Here is a 25,952-nt window from a genome sequence, read left to right on the forward strand (position 1 = left end):
ATGGAGAATATATTGGATCTTTGGAATCAAGCTTTAGCTCAAATTGAGAAAAAGCTAAGCAAACCGAGTTTTGAAACTTGGATGAAGTCGACGAAAGCCCATTCGCTGCAAGGAGATACCTTAACCATCACCGCTCCCAATGAATTTGCCAGAGACTGGCTGGAGTCCAGGTACTTACATCTCATTGCAGATACCATATATGAATTAACCGGGGAAGAATTGAGCGTCAAATTTGTCATTCCTCAAAATCAGGACGAAGAAGACTTTTTACCGAAACCGCAAGTGAAAAAAGCGGCAAAAGAGGAACCGTCTGATTTTCCCCAAAGCATGCTCAACCCGAAATATACATTCGACACATTTGTCATCGGATCGGGAAACCGATTCGCCCATGCAGCATCACTGGCTGTGGCGGAAGCACCCGCTAAAGCGTACAACCCTTTATTTATATACGGGGGAGTCGGCTTAGGAAAAACCCACTTAATGCACGCGATCGGCCATTATGTCATTGATCATAATCCTTCAGCCAAAGTGGTGTACCTGTCTTCTGAAAAATTCACAAATGAATTCATCAACTCAATCCGCGATAATAAAGCCGTTGATTTCCGCAACCGCTACCGGAACGTTGATGTACTTTTGATAGATGATATTCAATTTTTAGCCGGAAAAGAACAAACACAGGAAGAGTTTTTCCATACATTCAACACGCTTCATGAAGAAAGCAAACAAATCGTGATTTCCAGCGACAGACCGCCGAAAGAGATCCCGACCCTTGAAGACCGCCTGCGTTCGCGGTTCGAATGGGGATTGATTACGGATATCACACCGCCGGATCTGGAAACGCGGATTGCCATCCTGAGAAAGAAAGCGAAGGCGGAAGGCCTTGATATTCCGAACGAGGTCATGCTTTACATCGCGAATCAGATTGACAGCAACATCCGCGAACTGGAAGGGGCATTAATCCGGGTTGTCGCCTATTCATCCTTAATCAATAAAGACATTAACGCAGACCTGGCTGCAGAAGCATTGAAAGATATTATTCCGTCTTCAAAGCCGAAGGTCATTACGATAAAAGAGATTCAGCGGATTGTCGGACAGCAGTTCAACATTAAGCTTGAAGATTTCAAAGCGAAAAAGCGCACGAAATCCGTGGCGTTCCCAAGACAAATTGCGATGTATCTTTCAAGAGAAATGACGGATTCTTCTTTGCCTAAAATCGGGGAAGAATTTGGCGGCAGAGACCATACAACCGTCATTCACGCCCACGAAAAGATTTCAAAACTGCTGATTGATGACGAGCAGCTTCAGCAGCAGGTGAAAGAAATAAAAGAACTGCTTAAATAATAGTGCCCTCGGATGAATCGGGGAAAGTGTGAATAACTTTTTCATAGCCATACACAGTCTGTCCACATGTGGATAGGCTGTGTTTCCTGTCTTTTTCACAACTTATCCACAAATCCACAGGCCCTACTATTACTACTGCTATTTTTAAAATATATTAATTATATTATCCGTTAGGAGGATAAACATGAAATTTACGATTCAAAAAGATCGTTTAGTCGAAAGTGTACAAGACGTTCTAAAAGCCGTTTCATCCAGAACCACAATTCCCATTCTCACCGGTATTAAGATCGTCGCCTCAGATGAAGGAGTATCTTTCACAGGAAGTGACTCTGATATTTCAATCGAGTCATTCATTCCGAAAGAAGAAGATGATAAAGAAATCGTGACGATCGATCAGCCGGGAAGTATCGTGCTGCAAGCGCGTTTCTTCAGCGAAATCGTTAAAAAACTGCCGATGGCGACTGTTGAAATCGAAGTTCAAAATCAATATTTAACGATTATCCGTTCCGGAAAAGCCGAATTTAATTTAAACGGCCTTGATGCAGATGAATATCCGCATCTACCGCAAATCGAAGAGCATCACGCCATTCAGATTCCGACGGATCTTTTGAAAAACCTGATCCGCCAAACCGTGTTCGCTGTGTCCGCCTCAGAAACACGCCCTATCTTGACAGGTGTAAACTGGAAAGTCGAAAACGGTGAATTATTATGCACTGCCACGGATAGCCACCGACTCGCTTTAAGAAAGGCGAAGCTTGATATTCCGGAAGACAGCTCTTATAACGTGGTCATTCCCGGGAAAAGCTTAACCGAGCTGAGCAAAATTCTTGATGACAACCAAGAACTGGTTGATATCGTGATTACAGAAACCCAAGTGCTGTTCAAAGCGAAAAACGTATTGTTCTTCTCAAGATTGCTTGACGGAAACTATCCGGACACGACCAGCTTAATTCCGCAGGAAAGCAAAACGGAAATCGTCGTGAACACGAAGGAATTTTTACAGGCGATAGACCGTGCTTCTTTATTGGCGAGAGAAGGCCGCAACAACGTTGTAAAGCTTTCTGCCAAACCGGCGGATTCGCTTGAAATTTCATCAAATTCTCCGGAAATCGGAAAAGTGGTCGAAGCTGTGCTGGCTGACCAGATTGACGGCGAGGAATTAAATATTTCATTCAGTCCAAAATATATGATGGACGCACTGAAAGTACTTGAAGGAGCGGACATCCGTATCAGCTTTACGGGAGCGATGAGACCGTTTCTTATCCGTACGCCGAATGATGAAACCATCGTTCAGCTCATCCTTCCGGTCAGAACGTATTAATCAAACAGAATGTGCTGCCGGCTTAGTTCGGCAGCTTTTCTATTCATCAGCCGCTCCCTCAAGTTTTCCCTTTCCTTATTTCAGGATTTTTTAGTACAATTAGATATTAGTGATATTTGAAAGAGGTCGATATTATGGCAAATCCGATTTCGATTGATACAGAAATGATTACGCTTGGCCAGTTTTTAAAATTAGCCGATGTAATTCAGTCCGGCGGCATGGCGAAATGGTTTCTGAGCGAGCATGAGGTGACTGTCAACAATGAACCTGACAATCGCCGCGGCAGAAAGCTTTACGTTGGAGACGTGGTCGCGATTGAAGGATTTGGTTCATTTCAAGTCGTCAATTAAAGCGGGTGACAGCGGTTGTATATCCAAAATTTAGAATTAACATCCTACCGTAATTATGAGCGCGCTGAGCTTCAATTCGAAAACAAGGTGAATGTGATCATCGGGGAAAATGCCCAAGGCAAAACCAATCTGATGGAAGCCATCTATGTCCTTTCGATGGCAAAATCACACCGCACCTCAAATGACAAAGAACTTATACGGTGGGACGAAGACTATGCTAAAATAGAAGGAAGAGTGATGAAGCGCAACGGGGACATCCCGATGCAGCTTGTCATCTCCAAAAAAGGTAAAAAGGGCAAGGTCAATCATATAGAGCAGCAAAAACTCAGTCAGTATGTCGGAGCGCTGAACACCATTATGTTTGCCCCCGAGGATTTAAATCTCGTCAAAGGAAGCCCTCAGGTGAGGAGGAGATTTCTCGATATGGAGATCGGGCAGGTTTCTGCCGTTTATCTGTATGATTTATCTCTTTATCAAAAAATCCTTTCACAGCGGAATCATTTTCTGAAACAGCTGCAAAGCCGGAAACAGACTGACCGGACTATGCTTGACGTTCTCACTGATCAGCTGATTGAAGCAGCCGCAAAAGTTGTCGCCAAACGTCTGCAGTTTACGGCACAGCTTGAAAAATGGGCGCAGCCGATCCATTCCGGCATTTCCCGGGGACTTGAAGAACTGACGCTTAAGTATCACACGGCGCTTGATGTATCAGATCCCAAAGATTTGTCGAAAATAGGTAACAGCTACCAGGAGTCTTTTTCGAAATTAAAAGAAAAAGAAATAGAACGAGGCGTCACATTATTCGGACCGCATCGGGATGATGTCCTTTTTTATGTGAACGGACGCGATGTGCAGACGTACGGTTCACAGGGACAGCAGCGTACGACGGCTTTGTCTTTGAAGCTGGCCGAAATAGATTTGATTCATGAAGAAATCGGAGAATACCCCATTTTACTTTTGGATGATGTACTAAGCGAGCTGGATGATTACCGACAGTCCCATTTGCTTCATACGATCCAAGGCCGTGTGCAGACATTTGTCACCACGACAAGCGTGGATGGCATTGACCACGATACCTTACATCAAGCAGGAATGTTCCGTGTGGAAAACGGTACGTTAGTGAAGTGAAGAAATGAGGTGAGCGATTGTATATTCATTTAGGTGACGACTTTGTCGTTTCAACACGCGATATCGTCGGCATTTTTGACTGCAAGGTCAATGTATCGCCGATCGTTGAAGAATTTCTGGACAGACAGAAAGAAAAAGTAGTGCCGTCCGTAAACGGCACGCCAAAGTCTATCGTAGTCACGACTGAGAATATATATTACTCTCCCTTATCTTCCGGCACACTGAAGAAACGTGCGCAATTTATGTTAGAAATAGATTCTTAGCGGATCTTTACAATGAATATATCGTTTAAGAAAAGTGTAGGTGAATGTGCATGGCTATGGAACAGCAGCAAAATAGTTATGATGAGAATCAGATACAGGTATTAGAAGGTTTGGAAGCTGTTCGAAAGAGACCGGGGATGTACATCGGATCAACTAACAGCAAAGGCCTTCACCACTTGGTGTGGGAAATCGTCGATAACAGTATTGACGAGGCCCTGGCCGGTTATTGTACAGATATTAATATCGAGATTGAAAAAGATAACAGCATTACCGTTAAGGACAACGGGCGCGGAATTCCGGTCGGTATCCAGGAGAAGATGGGCCGCCCTGCGGTTGAAGTCATCATGACCGTTCTCCACGCCGGCGGTAAATTTGACGGAAGCGGATATAAAGTATCCGGCGGTCTTCACGGTGTAGGGGCGTCTGTCGTAAACGCCTTGTCGACCACTCTTGACGTTACGGTTCATCGTGACGGAAAAATCCACTATCAGGCGTACGAGCGCGGTGTGCCTGTGGCCGATCTTGAAGTGATCGGTGATACTGATAAGACCGGAACGATTACGCACTTCGTTCCGGATCCGGAAATCTTCAAAGAAACAACTGTATACGACTATGATCTGCTTTCAAACCGTGTCCGGGAATTGGCCTTCCTGACAAAAGGCGTAAACATCACGATCGAAGACAAACGTGAAGGACAAGAACGGAAAAACGAGTACCACTACGAAGGCGGAATCAAAAGCTATGTTGAGTACTTAAACCGTTCCAAAGAAGTCGTTCATGAAGAGCCGATTTATATCGAAGGCGAGAAAGACGGCATAACGGTTGAAGTTGCATTGCAATACAACGACAGCTATACAAGCAATATTTATTCTTTCACAAATAATATCAACACATACGAAGGCGGCACGCACGAAGCCGGATTTAAAACCGGTCTGACCCGTGTCATAAACGACTATGCAAGAAGAAAAGGGATTTTCAAAGAAAATGATCCGAATTTAAGCGGGGATGATGTGAGAGAAGGGCTGACTGCCATTATTTCAATTAAGCACCCTGATCCGCAATTCGAAGGGCAGACGAAAACCAAGCTCGGCAACTCTGAAGCGAGAACGATCACTGACACGCTGTTTTCTTCTGCGCTGGAAACATTCCTTCTTGAAAATCCGGACTCAGCCCGCAAAATCGTTGAAAAAGGTTTAATGGCCGCAAGAGCGCGGATGGCAGCGAAAAAAGCGCGGGAATTGACCCGGCGCAAAAGTGCGCTTGAGATTTCCAATCTGCCGGGCAAACTGGCGGACTGTTCTTCTAAAGATCCGAGCATTTCCGAGCTGTATATCGTAGAGGGTGACTCTGCGGGCGGATCAGCGAAACAGGGACGGGACCGTCATTTCCAAGCCATTCTGCCGCTGCGCGGTAAGATTCTGAACGTTGAGAAAGCCAGACTTGATAAGATTCTCTCAAACAATGAGGTCAGATCAATGATCACGGCCCTCGGAACAGGAATCGGAGAAGATTTTAATCTTGAAAAAGCGCGTTATCATAAAGTGGTCATCATGACGGATGCCGATGTTGACGGCGCCCACATCAGAACGCTTTTATTAACGTTCTTCTACAGGTACATGCGGGAAATCATCGAAAACGGCTATGTCTACATTGCCCAGCCGCCGCTTTATAAAGTGCAGCAGGGAAAACGGGTGGAATACGCTTATAATGATAAGCAGCTTGATGAGCTGTTAAAAGAACTTCCGCAATCACCTAAGCCCGGCCTCCAGCGTTATAAAGGTCTTGGAGAAATGAACGCGACTCAGCTTTGGGAAACGACAATGGACCCTGCGACCAGAACGCTTCTGCAAGTTAATCTTGAAGATGCAATGGACGCTGACGAGACTTTTGAAATGCTGATGGGTGACAAAGTAGAACCGCGGAGAAACTTCATAGAAGCAAACGCCAGATACGTGAAAAATCTTGATATTTAACCAAGAAAGCCTTATTTTCGTTAAGAAATAAGGCTTTTTTCTCAAAGCGGCTTCTAAAGCCTCTGAAAACCCGCAAAACCCGTATATTCTACTAAATTAATGTGTATAAACACAAGTTTATTGATATAATGGAGAATAGTGAAATCGTATTGAAGATCATAATGGACAATCTACTCCCACATTATTTCATGTGATACTTCAGGGAGGTTTTTTTAATGAGTGAACAAAACACACCACAAGTACGTGAAGTCAATATCAGTCAGGAAATGCGGACATCTTTCCTGGACTATGCAATGAGCGTTATCGTATCCCGGGCGCTTCCGGATGTGCGTGACGGTCTGAAGCCGGTTCACAGACGGATTTTGTACGCAATGAATGATTTAGGCATGACCAGTGACAAACCATATAAAAAATCTGCCCGTATCGTCGGTGAAGTTATCGGTAAGTACCATCCGCACGGTGACTCAGCGGTTTACGAATCAATGGTCAGAATGGCGCAGGATTTTAACTACCGCTACATGCTTGTTGACGGACACGGCAACTTCGGTTCGGTTGACGGCGACTCAGCGGCCGCGATGCGTTACACAGAAGCGAGAATGTCAAAAATCGCAATGGAAATTCTGCGTGACATTACGAAAGACACAATTGACTATCAAGATAACTATGACGGTTCAGAAAGAGAGCCTGCCGTCATGCCTTCGAGATTTCCGAATCTGCTCGTAAACGGGGCTGCCGGTATTGCGGTCGGAATGGCGACAAACATTCCTCCGCATCAGCTTGGAGAAGTCATTGAAGGCGTGCTTGCCGTAAGTGAGAATCCTGAGATTACAAACCAGGAGCTGATGGAATACATCCCGGGCCCGGATTTTCCGACTGCTGGTCAGATTTTGGGCCGGAGCGGCATCCGCAAGGCATATGAATCCGGACGGGGATCAATCACAATCCGGGCTAAGGCTGAAATCGAAGAGACATCATCAGGAAAAGAAAGAATTATTGTTACGGAACTTCCTTATCAGGTGAACAAAGCGAGATTAATTGAAAAAATCGCAGATCTTGTCCGGGACAAAAAAATCGAAGGAATTACCGACCTGCGAGACGAATCCGACCGTAACGGAATGAGAATCGTCATTGAGATCCGCCGTGACGCCAATGCTCACGTCATTTTGAATAACCTGTACAAACAAACGGCCCTGCAGACGTCTTTCGGAATCAACCTGCTGGCGCTCGTTGACGGACAGCCGAAGGTGCTGAGCCTGAAACAATGTCTGGAGCATTATCTTGATCACCAAAAGGTGGTGATCCGGCGCAGAACGGCTTACGAACTTCGCAAAGCGGAAGCGAGAGCTCACATTCTGGAAGGTTTAAGAATCGCTCTCGATCATTTAGATGCCGTTATTTCTCTTATCCGCAGTTCCCAGACGGCTGAAATTGCGAGAACGGGTTTGATCGAACAATTCTCACTGACTGAAAAACAAGCGCAAGCCATTCTGGATATGCGCCTTCAGCGATTAACCGGTCTGGAGCGCGAAAAGATTGAAGAGGAATATCAATCACTTGTTGCGCTTATCGCCGAGCTGAAAGATATTTTAGCCAATGAAGAAAGAGTTCTTGAGATCATCCGTGAAGAGCTCAATGAAATCAAAGAGCGTTTCAATGATGAGAGACGCACTGAAATCGTGACGTCCGGTCTTGAAACAATTGAAGATGAAGATCTTATCGAGAGAGAAAATATCGTCATCACACTGACCCATAACGGCTATGTTAAACGTCTCCCGGCGTCCACATACCGCAGCCAAAAACGGGGCGGAAAAGGCGTACAGGGAATGGGAACGAATGAAGATGACTTTGTGGAACACTTAATTTCCACATCAACGCACGATACGATCCTGTTCTTCTCTAATAAAGGGAAGGTATACCGTTCTAAAGGATATGAAATCCCTGAATACGGCCGTACGGCAAAAGGCATTCCGATTATTAACCTTCTGGAAGTTGAAAAAGGCGAATGGATTAATGCCATTATTCCGGTCAGCACGTTTGATGAGGAGCAATACCTCTTCTTTACGACCAAACAAGGGGTGTCGAAACGTACGGCACTGTCCCAGTTTGCGAATATACGGAATAACGGGCTGATCGCCCTGGGTCTCCGGGAAGACGATGAACTGATGGCCGTCCGCCTGACTGACGGCAAGAAACAAATCATCATCGGAACGAAGAACGGTTTGCTGATCCGTTTCCCTGAAGAAGATGTAAGACAAATGGGACGAACAGCTGCGGGTGTTAAAGGCATCACGCTGACAGACGATGATGTTGTGGTAGGCATGGAGATTCTTGAAGAAGACTCCCACGTCCTCATAGTGACAGAAAACGGCTACGGCAAACGCACACCGGCTTCAGAATACAGAGTTCAAAGCCGGGGCGGAAAAGGCCTTAAAACATGTAAAATCACTGACAGCAACGGTCCGTTAGTAACCGTGAAAGCAACAAAAGGCGAAGAGGACTTAATGATTATTACGGCAAGCGGCGTGTTAATCAGAATGGATATTAATGATATCTCCACTACGGGACGCGTAACACAAGGCGTCCGTCTGATCCGCATGTCTGATCAAGAGCATGTAGCCACTGTGGCGCTTGTGGAAAAGAATGAAGAAGAGCCGGAAGAAACGGAAGAAGTATAAACGAAAAAGCGCAGCTGTAACAGGCTGCGCTTTTACTATATAAAGAAATGAAAAAAAGCTTTGACACATAGCGATGATACTGATATAATTCTTTTTGTTGTCTTTTTAATAGAAAGGCAAGCCTAGCGAAAATATTTTTTAAAAAAGTATTGACCTAGCAAACTGAAAATGTTATGATTAAGAGGTCGCTTCGAGAGAAGTAATAAAGTTCTTTGAAAACTAAACAAGACAAAACGTACCTGTTAATTCAAAGTTTTAAATAAATCGCACAGCGATGTGCGTAGTCAGTCAAACACTTTATCGGAGAGTTTGATCCTGGCTCAGGACGAACGCTGGCGGCGTGCCTAATACATGCAAGTCGAGCGGACAGATGGGAGCTTGCTCCCTGATGTTAGCGGCGGACGGGTGAGTAACACGTGGGTAACCTGCCTGTAAGACTGGGATAACTCCGGGAAACCGGGGCTAATACCGGATGCTTGTTTGAACCGCATGGTTCAGACATAAAAGGTGGCTTCGGCTACCACTTACAGATGGACCCGCGGCGCATTAGCTAGTTGGTGAGGTAACGGCTCACCAAGGCAACGATGCGTAGCCGACCTGAGAGGGTGATCGGCCACACTGGGACTGAGACACGGCCCAGACTCCTACGGGAGGCGAGTAGGGAATCTTCCGCAATGGACGAAAGTCTGACGGAGCAACGCCGCGTGAGTGATGAAGGTTTTCGGATCGTAAAGCTCTGTTGTTAGGGAAGAACAAGTGCCGTTCAAATAGGGCGGCACCTTGACGGTACCTAACCAGAAAGCCACGGCTAACTACGTGCCAGCAGCCGCGGTAATACGTAGGTGGCAAGCGTTGTCCGGAATTATTGGGCGTAAAGGGCTCGCAGGCGGTTTCTTAAGTCTGATGTGAAAGCCCCCGGCTCAACCGGGGAGGGTCATTGGAAACTGGGGAACTTGAGTGCAGAAGAGGAGAGTGGAATTCCACGTGTAGCGGTGAAATGCGTAGAGATGTGGAGGAACACCAGTGGCGAAGGCGACTCTCTGGTCTGTAACTGACGCTGAGGAGCGAAAGCGTGGGGAGCGAACAGGATTAGATACCCTGGTAGTCCACGCCGTAAACGATGAGTGCTAAGTGTTAGGGGTTTCCGCCCCTTAGTGTGGCGCCTAACGCATTAAGCACTCCGCCTGGGGAGTACGGTCGCAAGACTGAAACTCAAAGGAATTGACGGGGGCCCGCACAAGCGGTGGAGCATGTGGTTTAATTCGAAGCAACGCGAAGAACCTTACCAGGTCTTGACATCCTCTGACAATCCTAGAGATAGGACGTCCCCTTCGGGGGCAGAGTGACAGGTGGTGCATGGTTGTCGTCAGCTCGTGTCGTGAGATGTTGGGTTAAGTCCCGCAACGAGCGCAACCCTTGATCTTAGTTGCCAGCATTCAGTTGGGCACTCTAAGGTGACTGCCGGTGACAAACCGGAGGAAGGTGGGGATGACGTCAAATCATCATGCCCCTTATGACCTGGGCTACACACGTGCTACAATGGACAGAACAAAGGGCGCGAAACCGCGAGGTTAAGCCAATCCCACAAATCTGTTCTCAGTTCGGATCGCAGTCTGCAACTCGACTGCGTGAAGCTGGAATCGCTAGTAATCGCGGATCAGCATGCCGCGGTGAATACGTTCCCGGGCCTTGTACACACCGCCCGTCACACCACGAGAGTTTGTAACACCCGAAGTCGGTGAGGTAACCTTTTAGGAGCCAGCCGCCGAAGGTGGGACAGATGATTGGGGTGAAGTCGTAACAAGGTAGCCGTATCGGAAGGTGCGGCTGGATCACCTCCTTTCTAAGGATTTTAACGGAATATAAGACCTTGGGTCTTATAAACAGAACGTTCCCTGTCTTGTTTAGTTTTGAAGGAACTTTGATTCTTTCATATGGTAGATGGGCCTGTAGCTCAGCTGGTTAGAGCGCACGCCTGATAAGCGTGAGGTCGGTGGTTCGAGTCCACTCAGGCCCACCATCTTTACCCAATATGGGGCCTTAGCTCAGCTGGGAGAGCGCCTGCTTTGCACGCAGGAGGTCAGCGGTTCGATCCCGCTAGGCTCCACCAACGTGTTCTTTGAAAACTAGATAACAGAAGTAATTCACATTCAATTAGTAATGCAAGATATCACGTAGTGATTCTTTTTAACGGTTAAGTTAGAAAGGGCGCACGGTGGATGCCTTGGCACTAGGAGCCGATGAAGGACGGGACGAACACCGATATGCTTCGGGGAGCTGTAAGCAAGCTTTGATCCGGAGATTTCCGAATGGGGAAACCCACCACTCGTAATGGAGTGGTATCCATATCTGAATACATAGGATATGAGAAGGCAGACCCGGGGAACTGAAACATCTAAGTACCCGGAGGAAGAGAAAGCAAATGCGATTCCCTGAGTAGCGGCGAGCGAAACGGGACCAGCCCAAACCAAGAGGCTTGCCTCTTGGGGTTGTAGGACACTCTGTACGGAGTTACAAAGGAACGAGGTAGATGAAGAGGTCTGGAAAGGCCCGCCATAGGAGGTAACAGCCCTGTAGTCAAAACTTCGTTCTCTCCTGAGTGGATCCTGAGTACGGCGGAACACGTGAAATTCCGTCGGAATCCGGGAGGACCATCTCCCAAGGCTAAATACTCCCTAGTGACCGATAGTGAACCAGTACCGTGAGGGAAAGGTGAAAAGCACCCCGGAAGGGGAGTGAAAGAGATCCTGAAACCGTGTGCCTACAAGTAGTCAGAGCCCGTTAACGGGTGATGGCGTGCCTTTTGTAGAATGAACCGGCGAGTTACGATCCCGTGCAAGGTTAAGCAGAAGATGCGGAGCCGCGACGAAAGCGAGTCTGAATAGGGCGAATTGAGTACGTGGTCGTAGACCCGAAACCAGGTGATCTACCCATGTCCAGGGTGAAGTTCAGGTAACACTGAATGGAGGCTCGAACCCACGCACGTTGAAAAGTGCGGGGATGAGGTGTGGGTAGGGGTGAAATGCCAATCGAACCTGGAGATAGCTGGTTCTCTCCGAAATAGCTTTAGGGCTAGCCTCAAGGTAAGAGTCTCGGAGGTAGAGCACTGATTGGACTAGGGGCCCCTACCGGGTTACCGAATTCAGTCAAACTCCGAATGCCGATGACTTATCCTTGGGAGTCAGACTGCGAGTGATAAGATCCGTAGTCGAAAGGGAAACAGCCCAGACCGCCAGCTAAGGTCCCAAAGTATACGTTAAGTGGAAAAGGATGTGGAGTTGCTTAGACAACCAGGATGTTGGCTTAGAAGCAGCCACCATTTAAAGAGTGCGTAATAGCTCACTGGTCGAGTGACTCTGCGCCGAAAATGTACCGGGGCTAAACGTATCACCGAAGCTGCGGACTGTTCTTCGAACAGTGGTAGGAGAGCGTTCTAAGGGCTGTGAAGCAAGACCGGAAGGACTTGTGGAGCGCTTAGAAGTGAGAATGCCGGTATGAGTAGCGAAAGAGGGGTGAGAATCCCCTCCACCGAATGCCTAAGGTTTCCTGAGGAAGGCTCGTCCGCTCAGGGTTAGTCGGGACCTAAGCCGAGGCCGAAAGGCGTAGGCGATGGATAACAGGTTGATATTCCTGTACCACCTCCTCACCATTTGAGCAATGGGGGGACGCAGGAGGATAGGGTAAGCGCGGTATTGGATATCCGCGTCCAAGCAGTTAGGCTGGGAAATAGGCAAATCCGTTTCCCGTGAAGGCTGAGCTGTGATGGCGAGCGAATTATAGTAGCGAAGTTCCTGATTCCACACTGCCAAGAAAAGCCTCTAGCGAGGTGAGAGGTGCCCGTACCGCAAACCGACACAGGTAGGCGAGGAGAGAATCCTAAGGTGATCGAGAGAACTCTCGTTAAGGAACTCGGCAAAATGACCCCGTAACTTCGGGAGAAGGGGTGCTCTGTTAGGGTGCAAGCCCGAGAGAGCCGCAGTGAATAGGCCCAGGCGACTGTTTAGCAAAAACACAGGTCTCTGCGAAGCCGTAAGGCGAAGTATAGGGGCTGACGCCTGCCCGGTGCTGGAAGGTTAAGAGGAGCGCTTAGCGTAAGCGAAGGTGCGAATTGAAGCCCCAGTAAACGGCGGCCGTAACTATAACGGTCCTAAGGTAGCGAAATTCCTTGTCGGGTAAGTTCCGACCCGCACGAAAGGCGCAACGATCTGGGCACTGTCTCAACGAGAGACTCGGTGAAATTATAGTACCTGTGAAGATGCAGGTTACCCGCGACAGGACGGAAAGACCCCGTGGAGCTTTACTGCCCTGATATTGAATGTTGGTACAGCTTGTACAGGATAGGTAGGAGCCTTGGAAACCGGAGCGCCAGCTTCGGTGGAGGCATCGGTGGGATACTACCCTGGCTGTATTGACCTTCTAACCCGCCGCCCTTATCGGGCGGGGAGACAGTGTCAGGTGGGCAGTTTGACTGGGGCGGTCGCCTCCTAAAAGGTAACGGAGGCGCCCAAAGGTTCCCTCAGAATGGTTGGAAATCATTCGCAGAGTGTAAAGGCACAAGGGAGCTTGACTGCGAGACCTACAAGTCGAGCAGGGACGAAAGTCGGGCTTAGTGATCCGGTGGTTCCGCATGGAAGGGCCATCGCTCAACGGATAAAAGCTACCCCGGGGATAACAGGCTTATCTCCCCAAGAGTCCACATCGACGGGGAGGTTTGGCACCTCGATGTCGGCTCATCGCATCCTGGGGCTGTAGTCGGTCCCAAGGGTTGGGCTGTTCGCCCATTAAAGCGGTACGCGAGCTGGGTTCAGAACGTCGTGAGACAGTTCGGTCCCTATCCGTCGCGGGCGCAGGAAATTTGAGAGGAGCTGTCCTTAGTACGAGAGGACCGGGATGGACGCACCGCTGGTGTACCAGTTGTTCTGCCAAGGGCATCGCTGGGTAGCTATGTGCGGACGGGATAAGTGCTGAAAGCATCTAAGCATGAAGCCCCCCTCAAGATGAGATTTCCCATTCCGCAAGGAAGTAAGATCCCTGAAAGATGATCAGGTTGATAGGTCTGAGGTGGAAGTGTGGCGACACATGGAGCTGACAGATACTAATCGATCGAGGACTTAACCAATTTGAATGTATGCTTACTGTTATCTAGTTTTGAGAGAACACTCTCAATGGTTTGGTGGCGATAGCGAAGAGGTCACACCCGTTCCCATGCCGAACACGGAAGTTAAGCTCTTCAGCGCCGATGGTAGTCGGGGGTTTCCCCCTGTGAGAGTAGGACGCCGCCAAGCTATCATTACAGTAAAGGCAGCTCATCATGAGCTGCCTTTTTTGTTTATAAGTATTGCTTCAGGAAATTAGAAACGTAATACGGAAGTTTGCGTTCCGTGACCTCTAAGAACCGGCGGATCATTACATAATCATCACTGACATGCTGTGTCAGCAGTTCATACCACCACTCTGTTTCATATCTCGCAATCATTCCGATATTGTAGAGAACCAAATAATGAATAATCATTTCCGGAAGATGCAGGAAGTGATCACGCTGAGAGGGAATGTAATATTGGTTTTTCTCCAAGTGAAACAATAAATTTGGCGAAGACCAAGGTTCTCTGTCTATCGGGTCAGCCTCAAAAACCAAGTGGTTATGGTCTTTCCTCAGAAAAGACCACTTCAAATGATGGCTGATATATTCAGCAAAGCGGGAATCAGACATATTGTAATGAATCACCGCATGCTCAGGCACTGAAATAAGGTCATCTTTCAGCTCTACTCGGGTCAGCCAATTCTTTTTCTCTTGGAAGTAAAAGACAGTATGCAATTCAGGTATGGCTGTCAGCAATTTCTTCATTGTGTACCGTTCTTCCTCAAGACCAGCTATCCCGAATAAGTGCTTCATCACATGAATACATAAGCCATTGCGCTGCACCTTCACTTCATCATCCCTAAAGGAGTAATTTTGCTTTTTGCGTTTCCGGGCAGTCACGCCATGCGCGAGTACTGAGGCATGGCTTGGATAGCTTGGATCTGTGGTCAGAAGACAGGCTTTCAGCAATTGTGACATCCCGTAAAACAACAGAATAGGCTTAATTTCTAAAGGGGAAAGAGATGCCTGCTTATAAAAGGACTCGGCGTGTTTGATAAAGAATATGAAGCGCTCACTGTTCTTAAACGCATATCGTTTTGGTTCTTCCATGCCGCTTTCTGTATAGACTTTATTTAGAAATTTCTGGGAAGATTCTACGGAATAAAATAATGATAACTCTTTCCACTCATGATCTCTCATACGTATTTTTAAACCCTTTCCTTTATCTAAATATTTCAACTCTTTTTCGCTTCCTTGACATGCTGTTTTCTAGTTGATAATCTACATATAATATTTTGCCGAAAAGAGGGGGATTTACTAATGTGGGAAAGTAAATTTTCAAAAGAAGGCTTAACGTTCGATGATGTACTGCTCGTACCGGCTCAATCAGACGTACTTCCGCGTGATGTGGATTTATCTGTTGAACTGACAAAGACGTTAAAGCTTAATATTCCTGTCATCAGTGCGGGAATGGATACAGTAACAGAATCAGCTATGGCGATTGCGATGGCCAGACAGGGCGGCTTGGGCATTATCCATAAAAACATGTCCATCGAACAGCAGGCTGAACATGTTGACAAAGTCAAACGTTCTGAACGGGGCGTTATTACAAATCCCTTCTTTTTAACACCTGATCATCAAGTATTCGATGCGGAGCATTTGATGGGTAAATACAGAATTTCCGGTGTTCCGATTGTAGATAATAAAGACGATCAAAAGCTTGTCGGTATCATTACAAACCGTGATCTTCGCTTTATCTCTGATTATTCAATGAAAATCAGTGATGTCATGACAAAAGAAGAGCTGGTTACGGCTCCTGTGGGAACCACATTAGACGAAGCAGAAAAAATCTTACAGAAACATAAAATTGAAAAACTTCCGTTAGTGGATGACCAAAACAAATTAAAAGGTCTTATCACGATCAAAGATATTGAAAAGGTTATCGAATTCCCGAATTCATCTAAAGATGAACACGGACGCCTTATTGTCGGCGCTGCGGTAGGCGTGACAGGCGATACAATGACACGCGTCAGCAAGCTTGTTGAAGCGAATGTCGACGTTATCGTGGTTGATACGGCTCACGGACATTCCAGAGGCGTACTGAACACAGTTGCGAAAATCCGTGAAACATATCCTGAACTGAACATTATCGCGGGAAATGTTGCAACGGCTGAAGCGACAAAAGCTCTGATTGAAGCCGGAGCAAATATTGTCAAAGTGGGAATCGGACCTGGTTCTATCTGTACGACACGCGTCGTTGCAGGTGTAGGCGTACCGCAGATCACTGCCATTTATGATTGTGCCACTGAAGCGAGAAAACACGGCGCGACAATTATTGCAGACGGCGGTATTAAATTCTCAGGAGATATTACGAAAGCGTTGGCTTCAGGCGGACATGCCGTAATGCTCGGAAGCCTGCTTGCCGGTACTTCAGAAAGCCCGGGAGAGACTGAAATCTATCAAGGCAGAAGATTTAAAGTGTATCGCGGTATGGGTTCTGTCGCTGCCATGGAAAAAGGCAGTAAAGACCGATATTTCCAAGAAGAAAATAAGAAATTCGTCCCTGAAGGTATCGAAGGACGGACTCCGTACAAAGGTCCTGTAGAAGAAACAGTGTATCAGCTTGTCGGCGGTCTTCGTTCAGGTATGGGATATTGCGGTTCAAAAGACTTGCGTGCTTTAAGAGAAGAGGCTCAATTCATCCGTATGACAGGTGCCGGTCTTCGCGAAAGTCATCCGCATGATGTCCAAATTACGAAAGAATCACCAAACTACACAATCTCATAATTGTTACAAATAAAAAACATTTGACAGGGTCGCTGACTCTGTCTATTTTTTTTATATCGAGTGTGATAAAATTTATACTGTTGTGTTTTGAATTTGAATATGTCCTTAACGGCTTAATTATAGATTTAAAATGAATGACGGAGGTCGTAAGATTGAACATCACGAAATGGAAACAGCTGTTGGTGTCATTAGTGGTACTGGCACTGGCCGCAACTTGCTTTGTTCCGATGTCTAAAGCGGAGGCAGCCGGCAATGACCCGATTGATGTCAACGCATCAGCTGCGATAATGATTGAGGCTTCATCGGGAAAAATTTTATACAGTAAAAATGCAGACAAAAGACTGCCGATTGCCAGCATGACAAAAATGATGACTGAATATCTGCTTCTGGAAGCCATTAAAGAAGGAAAAGTGAAATGGGATCAAACGTATACTCCTGATGATTATGTCTATGAAATTTCTCAAGACAACAGTTTATCAAACGTCCCCCTTCGAAAAGACGGCAAATACACGGTTAAAGAACTGTATCAGGCTATGGCGATTTACTCTGCCAACGGAGCCGCGATTGCAGTTGCCGAAATTCTTGCCGGAACTGAAACGAAATTTGTCGCTGAAATGAATGCGAAAGCCAAAGAATTAGGTATGACAAACTATGATTTTAAAAATGCCACAGGGCTTGTGAATGAAGACCTTCACGGCAAGCAGCCGCAAGGAGAAGGCGTTAAAGAAGAAAGTGAAGTTTCTGCTAAAGACATGGCGCTTCTTGCAGACCGCCTGATCACTGATTATCCGGAAGTTCTCAAAACAACAAGCATTGCTAAGACGAAATTCAGAGCCGGCACTGATGATGAAATGGACATGCCGAACTGGAACTTCATGTTAAAAGGTCTTGTTTCTGAATACCCTGGCGTTGACGGCTTAAAAACGGGTTCTACTGATTCTGCGGGATCTTGTTTTACAAGCACAGCACAGCGGAACGGAATGCGGGTCATCACCGTTGTATTAAACGCAAAAGGCAACCTGCATACCGGACGTTTTGATGAAACGAAAAAAATGCTCGATTACGCATTTAACAGCAATTTCTCAATGAAAGATCTTTACCCTGAAGGCTCTCAAGTAAAAGGGCACAAAACGATTGACGTTGAAAAAGGGAAAGACAAGCAAGTCGATATTGTTACTGACAAGGCGCTTTCTATTCCTGTGAAAAGCGGGGATGAAAAGAACTATAAAGCCGAAGTGACTTTAGATAAAAAAGAAATCACGGCTCCTGTGAAAAAGGGAACGAAAGTCGGAACGCTGACAGTTACATACAAAGGCAGTGACAAAGACTATGGCTTCCTTAAATCCAAAGAGTTCAGCGTGAATCTTGTAACGAAAAATGATGTAGATAAAGCAAACTGGTTTGTTCAGATGATGCGCGGCATCGGCGGATTCTTCTCCGGAATCTGGAACAGCGCCGTTGACACGGTAACAGGCTGGTTTTAAGAAATAAGAAAGAGCTCTGATGAAAGTTAGGGCTCTTTTGCTTAATATACTGAAAAAAACAAATTATTAGTAAAAAATGATATCTATCTTATTCATCTCGCTGTAAAATAAGAATACCCATATGAAATATTGTATTTCTGGGATACAATAAGAGATGGAAATTATCTAACTATACATTGACTAGGGGGACCAAATAATGGCTCAAACAGGTACTGATCGTGTAAAACGCGGCATGGCGGAAATGCAAAAAGGCGGCGTCATCATGGACGTTGTAAATGCTGAACAAGCGAAGATTGCGGAAGAGGCGGGAGCTGTTGCCGTAATGGCGTTAGAACGTGTTCCGGCTGATATTCGCGCTGCCGGCGGTGTTGCCCGCATGGCTGATCCGACAATCGTTGAAGAAGTAATGAATGCTGTATCCATTCCCGTAATGGCAAAAGCGCGTATCGGACATATCGTTGAAGCGCGTGTCCTTGAAGCAATGGGAGTAGATTACATCGATGAAAGTGAAGTTCTGACTCCGGCTGACGAAGAATTTCATTTAAATAAAAATGAATATACAGTCCCGTTCGTATGCGGCTGCCGTGATCTCGGCGAAGCAACGCGCCGTATCGCCGAAGGAGCTTCCATGCTTCGTACAAAAGGCGAACCGGGAACAGGAAACATTGTGGAAGCTGTCCGCCATATGAGAAAAGTAAACGCACAAGTGCGCAAAGTTGTTGCGATGAGCGATGATGAGCTGATGACTGAAGCTAAGAACCTCGGCGCTCCTTATGAACTGCTTCTTCAAATCAAGCGTGACGGCAAACTGCCTGTAGTGAACTTTGCTGCCGGCGGAGTAGCGACGCCTGCTGACGCGGCATTGATGATGCAGCTTGGCGCTGACGGCGTATTTGTCGGTTCTGGTATTTTCAAATCAGACAACCCTGCTAAATTCGCCAAAGCAATTGTTGAAGCAACGACTCATTACACAGACTACAAACTGATCGCTGAGCTTTCTAAAGAATTAGGCACAGCAATGAAAGGAATCGAAATCTCAAATCTATTGCCGGAACAGCGTATGCAAGAACGCGGCTGGTAAAACCATAGGAGAGCTGGAAGCATGTTAACAATTGGTGTACTTGGACTTCAAGGAGCAGTAAGAGAACATATTCGTTCAATTGAAGCATGTGGTTCAAAAGGTGTCGTCATTAAGCGTCCTGAACAGCTGAATGACATCGACGGCTTAATCCTGCCGGGCGGGGAAAGCACGACGATGCGGCGTTTAATGGATACGTATCATTTTATGGAGCCGCTTCGCGAGTTTGCCGCCCAAGGCAAGCCGATGTTCGGCACATGCGCCGGTCTGATTATCTTAGCCAAAGAGATAGCGGGAACGGATAACGCTCATTTAGGGCTGTTGAACGTTGTCGTCGAGCGTAATTCCTTTGGCCGTCAGGTCGACAGCTTTGAAGCTGATCTGACGATTAAAGGCCTTGATGAGCCGTTTACGGGTGTATTTATTCGCGCGCCGCATATTTTAGAAGCCGGAGAAGATGTTGAAGTGCTTTGTGAGCATAACGGACGCATCGTGGCTGCAAAGCAGGGGAATTTCCTCGGCTGTTCGTTCCATCCTGAACTGACGGATGATCACCGGGTGACAGAGCTGTTTGTGAAGATGGCGGAAAAGCATAAGCAGGAAACAGCTGTATAAAACAGTTGAAAACCGCTGATACTTATAGTACATTATAAACACAAATAAAGATCGAAAAGCGTTGACAGGAAGCAGTAGGGAGCCTCTCTTTCAAAGAGAGCCGATGGGTGGTGCGAATCGGTGAAAGATGCTGTCCGAATCCGTCCTTGAGCGAAATGCTGAAAACAAGTAGGCATTTACGGGAAAACCGTTATGTGTTAAAGCGGGAAGCAAGTGTGAGCTTGTTTTCAATCAGGGTGGCAACGCGAGAGCTCTCGTCCCTTTTAGGGGATGAGGGCTCTTTTTTATTTTCGATAAAAACAGATAGGAGTTGTTAGGCATGATTGATACGAAGGTGCTGAGAGCCAATTTTCAAGAGGTAAAAGCGAAGCTCATTCCGAAAGGCGAAGACTTATCTGACTTTGATAAGTTTGAAGAGCTGGACGAAAAGAGAAGAGAGCTTATCGGTAAAGTAGAAGAACTGAAGGGAAAACGCAATGAAGTGTCTCAGCAGGTCGCCGTTTTGAAACGGGAGAAAAAAGACGCTGATCATATTATTAAAGAGATGCGTGAAGTGGGCGAAGAAATTAAGAAGCTTGATGAAGAGCTTCGTACTGTCGAAACGACGCTCGAAACCATCCTTCTGTCTATTCCGAACATCCCGCACGATTCAGTGCCCGTCGGGGAAACGGAAGATGATAACATTGAAATTCGCAAGTGGGGAGAGGCGCCGGCATTTTCATATGAGCCGAAACCGCATTGGGATATCGCAGACCATTTAAACATTCTTGATTTTGAACGCGCTTCAAAAGTAACAGGCAGCCGGTTTGTGTTTTATAAAGGATTAGGCGCCCGCCTCGAACGCGCGCTCTACAACTTTATGCTGGATCTTCACGTTGATGAATATGATTACACGGAAGTCATTCCTCCTTATATGGTAAACCGTACGAGCATGACAGGTACAGGACAGCTTCCTAAATTTGAAGAGGATGCTTTTAAAATCAGAGAAGAGGATTATTTCTTAATTCCGACGGCGGAAGTGCCGATTACAAATATGCACCGCGATGAAATCTTATCCGGTGAGAACCTGCCGATCAATTATGCCGCATTCAGCGCTTGTTTCCGTTCAGAAGCGGGGTCTGCCGGCCGTGATACACGCGGTTTGATCCGCCAGCATCAGTTCAACAAGGTTGAGCTTGTGAAATTCGTGAAGCCGGAAGATTCTTATGAGGAGCTTGAAAAACTGACAAATCAAGCCGAGCGGGTGCTTCAGCTGCTCGAACTGCCGTATCGTGTCATGAGCATGTGTACCGGTGATCTCGGCTTTACAGCCGCGAAAAAGTACGATATTGAGGTATGGATTCCAAGCCAAGACACATACCGTGAAATTTCTTCTTGCAGTAACTTTGAGGCCTTCCAGGCGAGACGCGCAAACATTCGATTCAGACGCGAAGCGAAAGGCAAGCCGGAGCATGTGCATACATTAAACGGTTCAGGTCTTGCAGTCGGCAGAACAGTAGCTGCCATCTTAGAAAACTATCAGCAGGAAGACGGAAGTGTCATTATTCCGAAAGTGCTTCGTCCTTATATGGGAAATAAAGAAGTCATCAAACCGTAAAAGGTGCGCCCTAGAGGCGCGCCTTTTTTGCTGCCCGGTATAGAGCGGCGGCATTCCGGGCTGTGCTTTCAAGGTTAAAACGGCCGGATGCTAAGGCGTCTTCAAGACTTACAGCACCCGGCACGATAGAAAATACAGCTGTTATTCCTGCGCTGTAAACATACTCGAAATTTTTGCCTAAGGAGCCCGCCAATGCGATAACGGGAATTTCTTGAGCAGATGCGCGTGCGGCGATCCCGGCGGGGGTTTTGCCGAATATCGTTTGTCCGTCTATCTGCCCCTCTCCGGTAATGACAAGGTCAGCGCCTCTTATCTGATCTGAGAAGGACAGTGTATCTAATACAACATCAATCCCGCTTTGAAGTTCTGCCTGTAAGAAAGCGATCAGTCCGGCGCCCAGTCCCCCTGCGGCGCCCGCGCCTTTTACGGTATCCGCTTCGATATGGTGCTGACGTCTCAATACGTCAGCGAAATGGCGTAAGTTGCGATCCAATACAACTTTAGTCTTCTCGGACGCCCCTTTTTGCGGGCCGAAGACATATGACGCGCCGTTTTCACCGGTCAGAGGATTTTCGACATCACATGCGGCGCGAAAACGGATATGTTTCAGATCAGGAGAGAGACCGCTTATATCAATAGAAGCTAGGGTGTGCAGAGCGCCTCCGCCATCAGGTATCTCCTGACCTTCCTCATTTAAGAAACGCACACCGAGCGCGCTCGCCATTCCTGTTCCGCCGTCATTGGTTGCGCTTCCGCCAAGCCCGATGATGATCTCACCCGCCCCGCGGGAAGCTGCATCTGCTATCAGTTCACCCGTTCCTCTTGTCGTTGTGTTCAACGGATCTCTGAGATGGCGGGGAACGAGATGAAGTCCCGATGCTTCCGCCATTTCAATGACTGCCGTGCGTCCGTCTCCCAGAAGTCCATATGCGGCGTTTACCGGCGTTCCCAGCGGACCGGTCACAGTTTTTTTGATGATGCTTCCGCCAGTGGCATCCGTCAAAGCCTGAACGGTTCCTTCTCCGCCGTCGGCCGCGGGTATCTTGATATATTCCGCGTCAGGGAAGACCGCTTTGAATCCTATTTCTATGCTGTCAGCGGCTTCTTTTGATGTCATGCTTTCTTTGAAAGAATCGGGTGCAATGATGATTTTCATTATGTTCTCCACCTTTATGAGCAGGTTATCTGTTTGAAGCTATTCTTGATTTTTACTGTGTTTTCCTGCCCGTATGGCATACTGAGGTTGAATTGAACGCAAGACTTTTGTATGATAGTAAAGCTGACGGACAAGCCGTTTAAGAAATGAAATAAAAAATATGAAAAAGCGCTTGACTGAAATTTAGGTCATGTGGTATATTATTAAATGTCGATACGGAGGAATACCCAAGTCTGGCTGAAGGGATCGGTCTTGAAAACCGACAGGGGTGTCAAAGCCCGCGGGGGTTCGAATCCCTCTTCCTCCGCCATATTGATTTTAAACCTAATGAAACTCGAGCATATATTGGAGATTGTTTTGTCCGCTGCATGTGATGCAGCGGATTTTTTATATGCAAAAAAAAGCGATTTTCTCTGTTCGGGGGAAAATCGCTTTGCTATTTTTATTTGTTTCTGTTTTCGTTGATCACGTGACTGATTTTTTCGATCAAAGGTTCCAGTGACTGTTCATCAGCTTCAAGGTCATAATCTTCAATGCGTACTTTCAGCACAGGGCAGGCGTTAAAACCGCTGATCCAGTCTTCGTACCGTGTATACATCTCTTCCCAATAGGAGCGGTTTGTCTGCAGCTCCATCTCGCGGCCCCGCTTTTCAATCCGGTTTATAATGTTTTCAAGGTCGCCTTCTAAATAGATCAAAACATCAGGATGCGGGAAGTACGGCGTCATGACCATCGCCTCAAATAGGCTTGTGTATGTTGTGTAATCTGTCAGCGACATGGTTCCTTTATCGGCATGCATTTTTGCGAATATGCCTGTATCTTCATAAATCGAACGGTCCTGCACGAATCCGCCGCCTGATTCAAACATATTTTTCTGCTCTTTGAACCGCTCAGCCAGAAAATAAATTTGCAAATGGAAGCTCCAGCGTTCAAAATCGTGATAAAACTTCTCTAAATAAGGATTTTCATCCACTTCCTCGAGTGAGGTAGAAAACCCGAGCCGTTTTGCTAAAGCTTTGGTCAAAGTCGATTTTCCGACTCCTACCGTTCCCGCTACTGTTATAATGGCGTTGTTTGGAATATGAATGTCTTTCATTTAATAAGCTCCTTTACCTGACGGGCAATTCTTTCATAGTCTGTCTTATTCAAAACAAAGTCTTCAGTATCACCGTCAATGGTCAGTACAGATATATTCGGATCTTCTTCCTGAAGCTGTCTGATGGCTGTGTCGTAATCTGCAATGAGACGTTCCAGATATTGATGTTCGATATTTTTCTCAAACGGGCGCCCGCGTTTTTCAATGCGTTGAAGCAATGTCGGCAGGCTTGCCTTTATGTATACAATAACATTCGGTTTCGGCAGGTCGTGAGTGAGCAGATGATAAATCTGCTTATATTTCTCAAGCTTTTGGCCGTGCAATGTACGCTCTGCGAAAATAACATTTTTATAAATATGATAATCGGACAAAACGGGCTGTCCTTGTTTTAAATAATCTCGATCGGTGTCTTCAAGCTGTTTATACCTGTGACATAGAAAAAACATTTCAAGCTGGAAACTCCACTCCTCGATATTGTCATAAAACTTATCGAGATAAGGATTGTCTTCCACAATCTCATTAATCATAGGAAAACCGAGCTCTTCAGAAAGCATCGTAGCGAGTGTCGTTTTTCCTGCCCCGATAGGACCTTCTACCGCGATAAAAGGGGCTCTGTTCATTGAAAATCCTCCTTAATTCTGCAAACATCCGTCAGCTGCCGGCCTATATATTGTATCACACTCTCAGAAAAGCCCATGAAAAAAGACGCTTCCAATTAACGAAACGTCTCTTTTACAATATGAAATTGATCGTTGAGCAAAAGCCAGTTTTGCGGGAAAGAAAGGCCGAGTTTCCAATAGCTGATCCCTCTTAAATGCAGTTCTTTAATTAAATTGAATTTCGCTTGAATGGACCGGGCATCTTCAAACCATACTTCATGCCGTCTCTGATTTTCATCCGTGTAACGAAAGAATGGAGCCTGGGCGGTTTCGTCATATTGAATGTCGACTTTATGGCGTGCTGCCAGAGCGATTGCCTGCTGAGGACTGACGGCTTTCGCTGTCGTTCCCTGTTTGAAAGGCAGTGTCCAATCATAGCCGTACATATTCTGGCCCATGACGATTTTTGAAGAAGGCATTTCCGTCAGCGCGTACTCAATGACATTTCTTACAGGGCTGATAGGTGATACGGCCTGAGCCGGGCCTCCGCTGTATCCCCACTCATATGTCATGATCACGACAAAATCGACGATTTCTCCATGTGCCCTATAGTCATGTGCTTCGTACCATTTGCCGGCCTGAGTCGCGCTCGTTTTCGGAGCAAGCGCCGTTGAAATCTTCCAGCCTTCCCGATGAAAAATCGTCCTCGCTTCACGTAAAAAACGATTGTAGGCTTCTCTGTCCTGTGGACGTAAATATTCGAAATCAAAGTGAATATCGCGAAAGCCGTGCTTTTTAGCCGTGGAGACGATTTCCTGAAAAAGTTTTGTTTTCACTGTATTGTCATTCAAGATGAGCCGCCCGAGTTCATCGCTGAATGCGTCATTTTCAAGGTTGGTGATGATCATCATCAGTGTGGTGTTGTGCCTGTCACTGATGCTTTTTAAATTGGTCAGAGGCGGTTCCTTTAAAGTCCCGTTCCGCTGCACTTGAAAACTGAATGCGCCGAGGTATGTTAAATAAGGAGAGGCCTCCCTTGCCGCCTGCTGCAGATTAGCGCTTACGCTCGTTCCCCGCGGTTCTATATATGCGTTTGATTCGATATCGGGCTTATTCGCCTGCTGCGGAATGTAAAGGCGGGTTCCGACTCTCAATGTGGTGCCGGGCTGAATTCCGTTCACCCTCGCAAGCTCCGCGGCCGATATATGAAAACGGCTGGCGATTGACGCGAGAGTATCACCTTGTTTCACTTCGTAATATTGACCCTCAATCGGGATGACAAGGGTTTGTCCGACAACCAATGTATTCGGATTAGGCAGTTTATTTGCTTCCGCAATGACATTTGCGGCTGTCCGGTAGCGCGCCGCAATAGCGGAAAGCGTGTCGCCCCGTTTCACTATATAGATCTG

Annotated in this window: 17 protein-coding genes, 3 tRNA genes, 3 rRNA genes and 1 other annotated feature; of the genes, 18 read left to right on the plus strand and 5 right to left on the minus strand. The window is 46.7% G+C overall.

Going from position 1 to position 25,952, the window contains the following annotated elements; all coding sequences use genetic code 11:
- The 12 genes from dnaA (at position 1) to rrf (ending at position 14,336) form a co-directional block, all read left to right on the plus strand.
- Entirely contained in the window at positions 1–1,341 is a 1,341-nt protein-coding gene (dnaA, locus tag J6600_RS00005; RefSeq protein WP_004392913.1) for a chromosomal replication initiator protein DnaA, read from the plus strand.
- Between the two features lie 184 nt (positions 1,342–1,525).
- Complete coding sequence (gene dnaN / locus J6600_RS00010) at positions 1,526–2,662, plus strand: DNA polymerase III subunit beta (RefSeq protein WP_014416704.1); 1,137 nt, start codon at positions 1,526–1,528, stop codon at positions 2,660–2,662.
- A gap of 134 nt (positions 2,663–2,796) precedes the next feature.
- The gene (rlbA, locus tag J6600_RS00015; RefSeq protein ID WP_004392910.1) at positions 2,797–3,012 is read left to right on the plus strand and encodes a ribosome maturation protein RlbA; all 216 of its coding nucleotides are present in this window, start codon (positions 2,797–2,799) and stop codon (positions 3,010–3,012) included.
- A 15-nt stretch (positions 3,013–3,027) separates the two neighbouring features.
- Positions 3,028–4,140, plus strand: coding sequence for a DNA replication/repair protein RecF (gene recF / locus J6600_RS00020; RefSeq protein ID WP_007409910.1), 1,113 nt, complete (start codon positions 3,028–3,030; stop codon positions 4,138–4,140).
- A gap of 17 nt (positions 4,141–4,157) precedes the next feature.
- Positions 4,158–4,403: an extracellular matrix regulator RemB gene (remB, locus tag J6600_RS00025; RefSeq protein WP_004392908.1), complete on the plus strand. Its 246-nt coding sequence runs from the start codon at positions 4,158–4,160 to the stop codon at positions 4,401–4,403.
- A gap of 56 nt (positions 4,404–4,459) precedes the next feature.
- A complete protein-coding gene (gene gyrB / locus J6600_RS00030; protein ID WP_014720600.1) occupies positions 4,460–6,376 on the plus strand; it encodes a DNA topoisomerase (ATP-hydrolyzing) subunit B in 1,917 nt (638 codons plus the stop codon).
- Between the two features lie 215 nt (positions 6,377–6,591).
- Positions 6,592–9,051: a DNA gyrase subunit A gene (gene gyrA / locus J6600_RS00035; RefSeq protein WP_014416706.1), complete on the plus strand. Its 2,460-nt coding sequence runs from the start codon at positions 6,592–6,594 to the stop codon at positions 9,049–9,051.
- A gap of 297 nt (positions 9,052–9,348) precedes the next feature.
- A 16S ribosomal RNA gene (locus J6600_RS00040) occupies positions 9,349–10,894 on the plus strand.
- Between the two features lie 100 nt (positions 10,895–10,994).
- Positions 10,995–11,071 (plus strand) — tRNA-Ile (locus J6600_RS00045).
- A gap of 14 nt (positions 11,072–11,085) precedes the next feature.
- A tRNA-Ala gene (locus J6600_RS00050) sits at positions 11,086–11,161 on the plus strand.
- 82 nt (positions 11,162–11,243) lie between these two features.
- A 23S ribosomal RNA gene (locus J6600_RS00055) occupies positions 11,244–14,170 on the plus strand.
- 50 nt (positions 14,171–14,220) lie between these two features.
- Positions 14,221–14,336 (plus strand): 5S ribosomal RNA (gene rrf, locus J6600_RS00060).
- The 16S, 23S and 5S rRNA genes sit together here with 2 tRNA genes alongside, the layout of an rRNA operon.
- Before the next feature lie 44 nt (positions 14,337–14,380).
- Here the strand turns inward: rrf and J6600_RS00065 are convergent.
- Positions 14,381–15,331 (minus strand): YaaC family protein, encoded by a 951-nt coding sequence (locus J6600_RS00065; RefSeq protein ID WP_031304321.1) that lies wholly within the window; start codon positions 15,329–15,331, stop codon positions 14,381–14,383.
- Between the two features lie 120 nt (positions 15,332–15,451).
- Between J6600_RS00065 and guaB the strand changes: the two genes are divergently transcribed.
- From guaB to serS, 5 genes are all read left to right on the plus strand, one after another.
- Complete coding sequence (gene guaB / locus J6600_RS00070) at positions 15,452–16,918, plus strand: IMP dehydrogenase (RefSeq protein ID WP_003150717.1); 1,467 nt, start codon at positions 15,452–15,454, stop codon at positions 16,916–16,918.
- A 152-nt stretch (positions 16,919–17,070) separates the two neighbouring features.
- Positions 17,071–18,402, plus strand: a complete 1,332-nt coding sequence (gene dacA / locus J6600_RS00075) for a D-alanyl-D-alanine carboxypeptidase (RefSeq protein WP_011996156.1) — start codon at positions 17,071–17,073, stop codon at positions 18,400–18,402.
- 196 nt (positions 18,403–18,598) lie between these two features.
- On the plus strand, positions 18,599–19,483 hold the full coding sequence (pdxS, locus tag J6600_RS00080; RefSeq protein ID WP_003150714.1) for a pyridoxal 5'-phosphate synthase lyase subunit PdxS: 885 nt from the start codon (positions 18,599–18,601) through the stop codon (positions 19,481–19,483).
- A gap of 21 nt (positions 19,484–19,504) precedes the next feature.
- Positions 19,505–20,095 (plus strand): pyridoxal 5'-phosphate synthase glutaminase subunit PdxT, encoded by a 591-nt coding sequence (pdxT, locus tag J6600_RS00085; RefSeq protein ID WP_007615126.1) that lies wholly within the window; start codon positions 19,505–19,507, stop codon positions 20,093–20,095.
- Positions 20,096–20,147: 52 nt separating this feature from the next.
- Positions 20,148–20,360 (plus strand) — a binding site (T-box leader).
- 54 nt (positions 20,361–20,414) lie between these two features.
- The gene (serS, locus tag J6600_RS00090; protein ID WP_007408744.1) at positions 20,415–21,692 is read left to right on the plus strand and encodes a serine--tRNA ligase; all 1,278 of its coding nucleotides are present in this window, start codon (positions 20,415–20,417) and stop codon (positions 21,690–21,692) included.
- 10 nt (positions 21,693–21,702) lie between these two features.
- Here serS and J6600_RS00095 read toward each other — a convergent pair whose 3' ends face one another.
- Complete coding sequence (locus J6600_RS00095) at positions 21,703–22,848, minus strand: glycerate kinase (protein WP_209387807.1); 1,146 nt, start codon at positions 22,846–22,848, stop codon at positions 21,703–21,705.
- 217 nt (positions 22,849–23,065) lie between these two features.
- Here J6600_RS00095 and J6600_RS00100 point away from each other — a divergent pair.
- A tRNA-Ser gene (locus J6600_RS00100) sits at positions 23,066–23,158 on the plus strand.
- A 132-nt stretch (positions 23,159–23,290) separates the two neighbouring features.
- Here the strand turns inward: J6600_RS00100 and dck are convergent.
- The 3 genes from dck to J6600_RS00115 all read right to left on the minus strand — a co-directional run bounded on the left by dck (position 23,291) and on the right by J6600_RS00115 (position 25,943).
- A complete protein-coding gene (gene dck, locus J6600_RS00105) occupies positions 23,291–23,944 on the minus strand; it encodes a deoxyadenosine/deoxycytidine kinase (RefSeq protein ID WP_029974845.1) in 654 nt (217 codons plus the stop codon).
- Positions 23,941–24,564, minus strand: coding sequence for a deoxyguanosine kinase (gene dgk / locus J6600_RS00110; protein WP_017419506.1), 624 nt, complete (start codon positions 24,562–24,564; stop codon positions 23,941–23,943). Before dgk ends, dck begins: the two co-directional genes overlap by 4 nt.
- Positions 24,565–24,659: 95 nt before the next feature.
- Positions 24,660–25,943: a glycoside hydrolase family 18 protein gene (locus tag J6600_RS00115; RefSeq protein ID WP_209388311.1), complete on the minus strand. Its 1,284-nt coding sequence runs from the start codon at positions 25,941–25,943 to the stop codon at positions 24,660–24,662.
- Between the last annotated feature and the right edge of the window lie 9 nt (positions 25,944–25,952).

It is taken from the genome of Bacillus sp. LJBV19, assembly GCF_017797845.1.
Classification (GTDB): Bacteria; Bacillota; Bacilli; order Bacillales; family Bacillaceae; genus Bacillus; species Bacillus velezensis.